Origin of the sequence: Kitasatospora sp. CM 4170, from assembly GCF_032110285.1 — a bacterium.
In the GTDB taxonomy this organism is placed as follows: domain Bacteria; phylum Actinomycetota; class Actinomycetes; order Streptomycetales; family Streptomycetaceae; genus Kitasatospora; species Kitasatospora aburaviensis.
The window spans coordinates 6,555,784-6,565,000 of the sequence record NZ_CP134877.1; the positions used below are offsets into that span (position 1 = coordinate 6,555,784).

The 9,217-nt window shown below is 73.5% G+C and carries 10 protein-coding genes (1 of these 10 cut by a window edge); 8 read left to right on the forward strand and 2 right to left on the reverse strand.

Translation table 11 applies throughout. The annotated features are described in order from the left end of the window. Positions 1–11: 11 nt before the first annotated feature. Positions 12–815 (reverse strand): hypothetical protein, encoded by an 804-nt coding sequence (locus RMN57_RS27970; RefSeq protein WP_313766057.1) that lies wholly within the window; start codon positions 813–815, stop codon positions 12–14. A gap of 148 nt (positions 816–963) precedes the next feature. Here RMN57_RS27970 and RMN57_RS27975 point away from each other — a divergent pair, with 148 nt between their 5' ends. The 7 genes from RMN57_RS27975 to RMN57_RS28005 all read left to right on the forward strand — a co-directional run bounded on the left by RMN57_RS27975 (position 964) and on the right by RMN57_RS28005 (position 7,377). Further along, positions 964–1,755, forward strand: coding sequence for an ABC transporter ATP-binding protein (locus tag RMN57_RS27975; RefSeq protein WP_313766058.1), 792 nt, complete (start codon positions 964–966; stop codon positions 1,753–1,755). 217 nt (positions 1,756–1,972) lie between these two features. Next, on the forward strand, positions 1,973–2,395 hold the full coding sequence (locus RMN57_RS27980; protein ID WP_313766059.1) for an NfeD family protein: 423 nt from the start codon (positions 1,973–1,975) through the stop codon (positions 2,393–2,395). Positions 2,396–2,405: 10 nt separating this feature from the next. Then, positions 2,406–3,452: an SPFH domain-containing protein gene (locus RMN57_RS27985; protein WP_238863237.1), complete on the forward strand. Its 1,047-nt coding sequence runs from the start codon at positions 2,406–2,408 to the stop codon at positions 3,450–3,452. A 294-nt stretch (positions 3,453–3,746) separates the two neighbouring features. After that, complete coding sequence (locus RMN57_RS27990) at positions 3,747–4,505, forward strand: sulfite exporter TauE/SafE family protein (protein ID WP_313766060.1); 759 nt, start codon at positions 3,747–3,749, stop codon at positions 4,503–4,505. A 45-nt stretch (positions 4,506–4,550) separates the two neighbouring features. Next, a complete protein-coding gene (locus RMN57_RS27995) occupies positions 4,551–4,787 on the forward strand; it encodes a DUF1272 domain-containing protein (protein WP_380235072.1) in 237 nt (78 codons plus the stop codon). A gap of 52 nt (positions 4,788–4,839) precedes the next feature. Beyond that, positions 4,840–5,142, forward strand: coding sequence for a 4a-hydroxytetrahydrobiopterin dehydratase (locus RMN57_RS28000; RefSeq protein WP_313766061.1), 303 nt, complete (start codon positions 4,840–4,842; stop codon positions 5,140–5,142). 150 nt (positions 5,143–5,292) lie between these two features. Then, entirely contained in the window at positions 5,293–7,377 is a 2,085-nt protein-coding gene (locus tag RMN57_RS28005; protein WP_313766062.1) for a PQQ-binding-like beta-propeller repeat protein, read from the forward strand. 104 nt (positions 7,378–7,481) lie between these two features. Here RMN57_RS28005 and RMN57_RS28010 read toward each other — a convergent pair whose 3' ends face one another. Then, the gene (locus RMN57_RS28010; RefSeq protein ID WP_313766063.1) at positions 7,482–8,015 is read right to left on the reverse strand and encodes an HNH endonuclease; all 534 of its coding nucleotides are present in this window, start codon (positions 8,013–8,015) and stop codon (positions 7,482–7,484) included. A 426-nt stretch (positions 8,016–8,441) separates the two neighbouring features. Between RMN57_RS28010 and tyrS the strand changes: the two genes are divergently transcribed. After that, on the forward strand, positions 8,442–9,217 hold the 5' portion of the coding sequence (gene tyrS / locus RMN57_RS28015; RefSeq protein WP_313767993.1) for a tyrosine--tRNA ligase. It continues 493 nt past the right edge of the window; the window shows 776 of its 1,269 coding nt (coding positions 1–776); its start codon is at positions 8,442–8,444; its stop codon lies beyond the right edge, outside the window.

A 9,217-nucleotide genomic window follows, 5' to 3' on the forward strand; every position in this document is an offset into this window, starting at 1 on the left:
CGCCGCTGCGGTCAGCGGTCGTCGCGCTCGTCGACGAGGGCGTTGTAGGCGGCCACCTGGGCCCGCCGGGCGGTGCGCCACAGCGGCGCCAGGACGGACTGCCGCGCCGCCATCTCGGAGGCGCTGACGGCGGCGCCGTGGCCGCCCGAGGCGATCGACAGCAGCGCCGCCACCTGCCGGGCCGACTCCAGCACGCGCACGGCCCGCGGCGGGTAGCCGGGGGCCAGCAGCTCGGCGTGGCCGCGCCGCCGGTACGCGTCCAGGGCGCGCAGCGCCTCCGGCCCGGCACCGGCCACGTCGAGCCGGGTGAGCAGGACGGTCGCCTCGCGCAGCCCGTCCGCCAGCTCGCGCTCGGCCTCGTGCAGCGACGGCACGTCGGCCGGCGGCGCGTCGGTCACCTCGGCGCACCGCCACAGCACCGTCGCCGAACGGTCCCCGGCCGGGCCGAAGACCTCGATCTCCGGCACCAGCCCGAGCGGCACCCCGACCGCCAGCACCGCCTCGCCGGCGCCCATCGCGCGCTCGTTGAACGGCGCCGGGCCGGTCAGCCCCAGCGGGTGCCCGGCGGTCGGCAGGGCCAGCCGCAGGCCCTTCACGCCCAGCACCCGCAGCCGCCCCAGCGCCCAGGTCAGCCCGTGCTGCTCGCCCGGCGCGTCCCCGGGCAGTCCGGTCACCCGGTGGCTCTCGTCCGCCCCGAGGACGGCCGCGGCGGCGTTGTCGGGCGCCGCCAGCCCGGCCAGCAGGGCGTTGCCCCAGGCGGTGAGCCGCCCCGAACGGGGCTCTTCGTACGGATTGTCGGCAGGAGTCGCGAGCATCCGGCCAGCCTACGGAATCGGCGGTCATCCACGTGGCGTAGGTTTGCCCATGCGTGTGCGGCGCACCCACTCCGTGCCACCCGGCCGCCGGGGTAGGCTGCCCGCCCGCACCGACGGCCGTGATTTCTGTTTTGGGGAAGGCGTAGGCATGAGCGACGTGCTGGAGCTGGTGGACGTATCCGTGGTCCGGGAGGAGCGCGCGCTGGTCGACCAGGTCTCGTGGTCCATCTCCGAGGGCGAGCGCTGGGTGATCCTCGGCCCCAACGGCGCCGGCAAGACCACCCTGCTGCAGATCGCCTCCTCGTACCTGTTCCCGACCGCCGGCAAGGTGACCATCCTCGGCGAGAAGCTCGGCGAGATCGACGTCTTCGAGCTGCGCTCCCGGATCGGCCTGGCCGGCGCCGCCATGTTCGACAAGCTGCCGGCCGAGCAGACCGTCCTGCAGACGGTGCTCACCGCCGCGTACGGCATGACGGTCAGCTGGCAGGAGAAGTACGAGCAGTCCGACGAGTCCCGCGCGCTGGCCCTGCTGGACCGGCTCGGCATGTCCGGCATGACCGCCCGCAAGTTCGGCACCCTCTCCGAGGGCGAGCGCAAGCGCACCCTGATCGCCCGCGCCCTGATGACCGACCCCGAGCTGCTGCTGCTGGACGAGCCCGCCGCCGGCCTCGACCTCGGCGGCCGCGAGGACCTGGTGCGCCGCCTCGGCGCCCTGGCCCAGGACGAGTTCGCGCCGGCCATGGCGATGGTCACCCACCACGTCGAGGAGATCGCCCCCGGCTTCACCCACGTCCTGATGATCCGTCAGGGCAAGGTGCTCACCGCCGGCCCGATCGACACCGAGCTGACCGCGCGCAACCTGTCGAAGTGCTTCGGTCTGCCGCTGACCCTGGAGCGCCACGGCGACCGCTGGTCGGCGCAGGGCCTGCCGCTCGGCTGAGCCACCGCCGGGCCCCGCCGGGGCCGCTGACCGGCCGTCGGCGCGCCCCGTCCGCCCTCCCGCCGGACCTCGCGGCGCCCCCGCGGGCCCCCTCCCCGGCCCGCGTCGGGGCGCCGAACGCCGCCGATCCGGAACCGGTCGCACGTGCGACCGGTTTCCGCCCCTCCACCTGCGGGAACTGTCCGCCTCGAAGGCCCTCCCTCCCTAGGATGGACACGTGGACAGCTGGATCTGGTGGCTCCTGGCCGCCGTCGGCCTCGGCATACCGCTGGTGCTCACCGCGATGCCGGAGTTCGCCATGTTCGCGGTCGGCGCGCTCGCCGCCGCCGGCCTGGCCGGGCTCGGGGCCGACGTGGTGTGGCAGGTGCTGGCCTTCGTCGCGGTCTCGGCCGGGCTGTTGGTGGTGGTCAGGCCGATCGCCTACCGGCAGTTGCAGAAGGGCCCGCAGGTCAAGATGGGCATCGAGGCGCTCCAGGGCGCCACCGCGGTCGTCGCGGAAACCGTCGACGGGGAGGGCGGACGGATCAAGCTCAACGGCGAGATCTGGTCGGCCCGCGCGCTCCACCCCGGCAGTGTGTACGAGCCGGGGCAGCAGGTCGACGTCGTCGAAATCCAGGGCGCGACCGCCCTGGTCGTCTAGGGGAGAGTCCGTGGAACCCGTCCTTATCGTCCTGGTCGTCCTGGTCGTGGTGGCATTCATCGCGCTGATCAAGACGATTCAGGTCATCCCTCAGGCCAGCGCCGCGATCGTGGAGCGCTTCGGCCGCTACACCCGGACGCTCAACGCGGGGCTGAACATCGTCGTCCCGTTCATCGACCGCGTGCGCAACCGGATCGACCTGCGCGAGCAGGTCGTGCCGTTCCCGCCGCAGCCGGTGATCACCCAGGACAACCTGGTCGTCAACATCGACACGGTGATCTACTACCAGGTCACCGACCCGCGCGCCGCCACCTACGAGGTCGCCAGCTACATCCAGGCGATCGAGCAGCTGACCGTCACCACGCTGCGCAACATCATCGGCTCGATGGACCTGGAGTCCACCCTGACCTCCCGCGAGGTCATCAACGCCGGCCTGCGCGGCGTGCTGGACGAGGCCACCGGCAAGTGGGGCATCCGCGTCAACCGCGTCGAGCTGAAGGCGATCGAGCCGCCGACCTCCATCCAGGACTCGATGGAGAAGCAGATGCGCGCCGACCGCGACAAGCGCGCCGCGATCCTCACCGCCGAGGGCCAGCGCCAGGCGCAGATCCTCAAGGCCGAGGGTGAGAAGCAGGCCGAGGTGCTCAAGGCCGAGGGTGAGGCCCAGGCCGCGGTGCTCCGCGCCGACGGTGAGGCCGCCGCCATCCGGACCGTCTTCGAGGCCATCCACGACGGCGACGCCGACCAGAAGCTGCTCGCCTACCAGTACCTGCAGACCCTGCCCGAGCTGGCCAAGGGCGACTCGAACAAGCTCTGGATCATCCCGAGCGAGGTCGGCGACGCGCTCAAGGGCCTCGGCGGCGCCTTCACCGGCCTGACCGGCAACGGCGGCGTGAACGGCGGCGCGGTCGCGGCCCCCAGTGCCGCCGCCCCGGCCGCCACCCAGGTGCCGCTGGACCCGGCGGCCGGTCCGCGCCCGCTGGACACCGACACCAAGGGCGCCGCCCGTCCCCGGGTCGACCCGGCCCGCGAGTACCGCAAGATCGACCCGGAGTGACCGGTCCGACCGGCCGGTCGACTGCCTGACCGGCCCGGTCCTCCGCCCGACCGGCGGCGCTGCGGCGCTGCGGCGATGTTGCCGCGCCGGGCTCCCGGCACGCCGGCCGCCCGTGCGGCGCGGGCCCGCTCCCACCCGGGGGCGGGCCCGTCGCCGTTCCCGCGGACGCCCGGGCGTCCGGGCCGGATCGGCGGCGGGCATGTGGCGTGCGTCCCGAATGATGGGCGGGTCTGGTAGGCCCCGCCCGCCGTCCGGCATGATCGCCTCGGACAGGACCGAGACGAGAGGTGGCCCATGACGCTCTGGGAGGCGGTCGCCGTCCTGGCGGCGGGCGTCGGAGCCGGGATGATCAACGTGATCGTCGGCTCCGGAACCCTGATCACGTTCCCCGTCCTGCTCGCCGTCGGCATCCCGCCGGTCACCGCCAACGTCTCCAACTCCTTCGGCCTGGTGCCCGGTTCGCTCAGCGGCGTGATCGGCTACCGGCGCGAACTGGCCGACCAGGGCCGCCGGCTGCTGCGCCTCGGCACCGCCTCGCTGCTCGGCGGGCTGGTCGGTGCGGTGCTGCTGATCGAACTGCCGAGCGCCGCCTTCGACGCGATCGTCCCGGTGCTGATCCTGCTGGCCCTCGTCCTGGTCGTGATCCAGCCACGGGTGGCCAAGGCGGTCGCCGCCCGCCGCCGCCCCGGCGGGGACCCGGACGGCGGTGCCGCACTGCTCGCCGGCGTCTTCCTCACCGGCATCTACGGCGGCTACTTCGGCGCCGCCCAGGGCGTCCTGCTGCTGGCCCTGATGGGCATGCTGCTCCAGGAGGAGCTGCAGCGGATCAACGCCGTGAAGAACGCCCTGGCGATGATCGTCAACGCCGTCGCCGCCCTCTTCTTCCTCTTCACCTCGACGGTCGACTGGACCGCCGCCGGCCTGATCGCGGCGGGCTCGCTGGTCGGCGGCCTGGTCGGGGCCAAGGTGGGCCGCAAGCTGCCGGCGCCGGTGCTGCGGGGCGTCATCGTGGTGGTCGGCCTGGTCGCCGTCACCAAGCTGCTGATCAGCTGATCGACCGTCACGCGAACGGTCGGACCGACCGTTGCACCGACTGTCATGCCGATCGTTGCACCGACTGTCACACCGACCGTTGAACCGACCGACCCGGAGGACGTCATGGCACTGGAGATGCGTGAGATCTGCGAGCGCTGCGAGGTGTCGCTGACCGCGGACGGCCCCGCCTCCATATGCTCCTACGAGTGCACCTTCTGTCCGGACTGCACCGACGCCATGGCCGGCCGTTGCCCCAACTGCGGCGGTGAACTGGTGCCGCGTCCGCGCCGGAAGGACTGACGCCCCGCCGCGGGCGGCGTCACCCAACACTCCGACCCACGGGAGCGGTCCGATGAGCAGCAGAGCACGCCTGACCGAGGACGAGATCACCGCCGCACTGGCCGGCCTGCCGGAGTGGACCCGGGACGGCGACACCATCACCCGCACCGCCGACGCCCGGGACTTCCCGGCGGCGATCCGGGTGGTCGTCGCCGTCGCCGACGAGGCCGAGTCGATGGACCACCATCCCGACATCGACATCCGCTGGCGCACCCTGCGGTTCGCCCTCTCCACGCACAGTGCCGGAGGCCTGACCGACCTCGACTTCACCCTCGCCGCGCGCATCGACACGGCCCTGCGCGCCGAGTCCGCCTGACCGCGGCGGTCCGGCCCGGCTCCGGTTCCGGTTCCGTCCCGTCCCGTCCCGTGCGGTGTCCCGGCCCCCTTCCCCAAGGGCGGAACGGGACGCTCCGGGTGGCGTGAGATGCTGGCTCCTCCACGGCGGGCGGCGGGAGGGACGGAACGGATGGCTCAGGATCCCCTCGGCGGCGCCCAGCAGCAGCCCTGGCAGCCACGGCAGAGCGACCGGCAGGACCGGCCCGCGGCCGATCCGGAGCAGCAGCCCTGGCAGGGGAGCGGGTCGTACGAGGCCGGCACCGGGTACGGGGAGAGCACCGGGTACGGAGGCGGTGCCGAGTACGGCGTCGGGGCCGGGTACGGGCCGGACGCCTACGGGGGGCACGGGTCCGCGTACGGCAACGGTCCCGCGTACGGAAACGGGTCCTACGGGCAGGGGACGTACGGGCAGGGCGGCTACGGCGAACAGGGCTACGGCACGGCCGACTACGCGGCGCCGGACGGGCAGACCGGGTACGGGCAGACGGTCTACGGACAGGGCGTCCACGCCGGCGGCCACCAGCCGTACTACCAGTACACCGACTACGAGCAGCAGCAGTACGCGGGCTACGCCGTCCCGCAGCAACCGGCCGGTGCCGATCTGTACGCCCCGGCCGGCGCCGAGTACTCCGCCGACGGCTACCTGCATCCCGACCCCGACCAGGAGTCCGAGCCCTCGGCAGCCCCCCGGAACGCCGACCGGGAGGCCGACTGGGACGCCGACGAAGACCTGGACCGGGGCCCCGACTCCGGGCGTGAGCGCGGCTCCGGTGACCCGACCACGCCCGCCGCCGGGCCGGCCCGGACCGGCGGCGCCCTTACCGATGAGGTCCGTACCGACGGCGGCCGTACCGGCCTCGCGGCCAGGGCCCGGGCCGCTGCCGACGTGGTGGTCTCGGCCGAGCACGCGCCGAGCCGGCGGTCCCTGGCGATCCGCGCCGGAGCGGGCGTCGCCGCGCTCGGCGTACTGCTCGCCGCCGCCCTTCTGGTGGCCGCCGAGGACGGCGGTACCGACTCCGCCGACGGCACCGGCAGCGAGCCGGGCTTCGCCGTCGCCCACACCAAGGCCTGGTCCGCCCAGCCGGCCGCGGCACTCCAGCCCGGCACCGACGACACCCTGGTCGGCAGCTGGCTGCTGTCCGACGCGGTGGTGCGCGCCGACGCCGCCGGCGTCCACGCCTACGACCGGGCGGACGGCAAGCCCACCTGGTCGGTCGAGCCCCCGGCCGCCGGCGCCGTCCCCTGCGGGCTTTCGCCGAGCGTCAACGCGGCCGGCATCGGCGCGGCACTGTTCCGGACCCAGGCCGACCCGAAGAGCCCGTGCACCTCGGTGGTCGCCGTCGACACCAAGACCGGCAAGACCGCCTGGACCAAGTCCGTCACCGACGCCAAGGGCACCTACACCGCCCACGTCGGCGTCACCGAGGACAAGGTGATCGCCGTCGGCGACGACCGCGTGGTGTCCTGGGAGTCCGCCGACGGCAAGGACGTCTGGCAGTACACCGGCCAGGGCAAGTTCTGCAGCCTCTCCGGCGGCGTCGCCGGCAAGACCGTGATGATCGCCAGCAGCTGCGCCGACTCCACCCCCGTCGACCAGGCCGTCTCGCTCAACACCGCCGACGGCACGGTGAGTTGGTGGCGCGGCCTGAACAACCAGCCGAAGACCGTGACGGTGCTCTCCGCCGAGCCGGCCGTCGTCCTCACCACCGGCGAGAAGCCCACCGACGACAAGGTGTTCGCCTGGGGCGCGTCCGGCGATCCGGCCGTGGAGATCCCGGTCGCCGCGGGGGAGGGCCGGCTGGACGTCGGTCACGGTACGTTCTCGGCCACGCCCGGGGTGTTCTTCCAGGACCGCACGATGGTCACCATGCTGGTCCCGGCGAACGCCGGCGGCCCGGTCTCGGTGGTCGGCTACGACCTGGACACCGGGCAGCAGCGCTGGAAGACCGCCGCCAGCGAGAAGGGCGAGGTCCGGGCGGTCGGCGTCGACGGCAGCGCGCTGCTGCTCGCCGTCGACGAACGACGCGACCAGCCCGCCCACCTCAGCCGCTTCGCCCTGGCCGGCGGCCAGGAGAGCGTCGGCGGCAACTTCCCGCAGGGCACCGGCTCGCTGCTGGTCTCCGGCCGGGTGCTGGTCGGCGGCGGCCAGGTGGTCGCGGTGCCCGAGCACGCGGCCAACTTCGGCACCGCGGCCGGGTACCAGGCCAAGGGCTGAGGCCCGGCACCCGGCCGCAACAGCCGGGTCACGGGGTCCCGGGGTCCCGGCGTCCGGGCGCCGGGGTGTTCCGGCGTCCGGACGACCCGGCGCCCGGGCGTCCGCTAGGCGGCGGTGGGCGCCGGCGCCATCGGGGCCGCCGGGAGCCAGTCGGCCAGCTCCCGGACCTCCGAGCCGCGCAGGCCCAGCGCCATCATCAGGGTGGCCTGCGGCGTCGGTACGAACGGCTTGCGCAGCAGCCGCATCCCCGCCTGCTCCGGTGTCCGGTCGGCCTTGCGCTGGTTGTCCTCGGCGCACGCGGCGACGGTGTTCATCCAGCTGTCCGCCCCACCGCGCGACTTCGGCTGCAGGTGGTCCACCGTGGTGGCCCGGCGCCCGCAGTAGGCGCAGAGGTGCTGGTCACGGACCAGAACACCACGACGCGACCACGGCGCCTGTTGTCGGAACGGCACCCGTACGTACCGTTGCAGTCTGATCACCCGGGGCACCGGTACGGTCACCCCGGTACCGCGGACCGTGCGCAACGGATGCGCCTGCTCCACCACTGCCTTGTCCTGGAGTACCAGGACGACGGCACGCTGGAGCGACACCGTCGTCAGGGGCTCGTAGCTTGCATTCAGAACCAGCGTGCTGCGCACCTCGGCCCACCCTTTCCACGGGCGTGCCACGGCGGCACGACCGTCTCCACACACGTCACTGCCGCCGCGCGGCGGTGGGACCACTCTGAAGGGGCTCCGGGCCGACGAACAACGGAATTTCCGGTGTCGGAACGAGGACGGTGGCCGAGCGGTGGCCGAGTAGCGGCGGACCTGTGGCGATGCGGGAACGGTGCGCCGGTGGGCCGGTGGGCGGGCCGCCGACGCGGGGGACACCCGCGGTGCGCGCGGGTCGGCGGCGGGTGCGCGAGCCGGTCGAGCGGGGCCGGCGGACTCCGACCGGCCGACTCCGCGGAAACTCGCTGGCCGGGACCGCGTAGGCTCTACACGCTGGAGTCGTTCCGCACCGGGGCCCGACCGAACCGGGCCCGCAGCGGGCGGACGCCCGATCGAAGGAGAAGCGTGACCGTGACGGACATCGTCGACGAGCTGCGGTGGCGTGGGCTGATCGCCCTGTCCACCGACGAGGACGCACTGCGCAAGGCGTTCGCGGACGGCCCGGTCACGTTCTATTGCGGCTTCGACCCGACGGCGCCCAGCCTGCACCTCGGCAACCTCGTGCAGATCCTCACCATGCGCCGCATCCAGCAGGCCGGCAACCTCCCGCTCGGCCTGGTCGGCGGCGCCACCGGCCTGATCGGCGACCCGAAGCCCACCGCCGAGCGCGTACTCAACGACCCCGAGACGGTGGCCGCCTGGGTCGACCGCCTGCGCGGCCAGATCTCGCGCTTCCTCGACTTCGAGGGCCCGTACGCGGCGCGCATGGTCAACAACCTGGACTGGACCTCCGGGATGTCCGCGATCAGCCTGCTGCGCGACGTGGGCAAGTACTTCCGCGTCAACAACATGATCGCCAAGGAGGCCGTCGCCCGACGGCTCAACTCCGACGCCGGCATCAGCTACACCGAGTTCAGCTACCAGATCCTCCAGGGCATGGACTACCTGGAGCTGAACCGCCGCTACGGCTGCACCCTGCAGACCGGCGGCAGCGACCAGTGGGGCAACCTCACCGCCGGCACGGACCTGATCCGCAAGGCCGACGGCAAGTCCGTGCACGCGCTGGCCACGCCGCTCATCGTCAAGGCGGACGGCACCAAGTTCGGCAAGACGGAGTCCGGAACGGTCTGGCTCGACCCCGAGCTGACCACCCCGTACGCCTTCTACCAGTTCTGGCTGAACGCGGA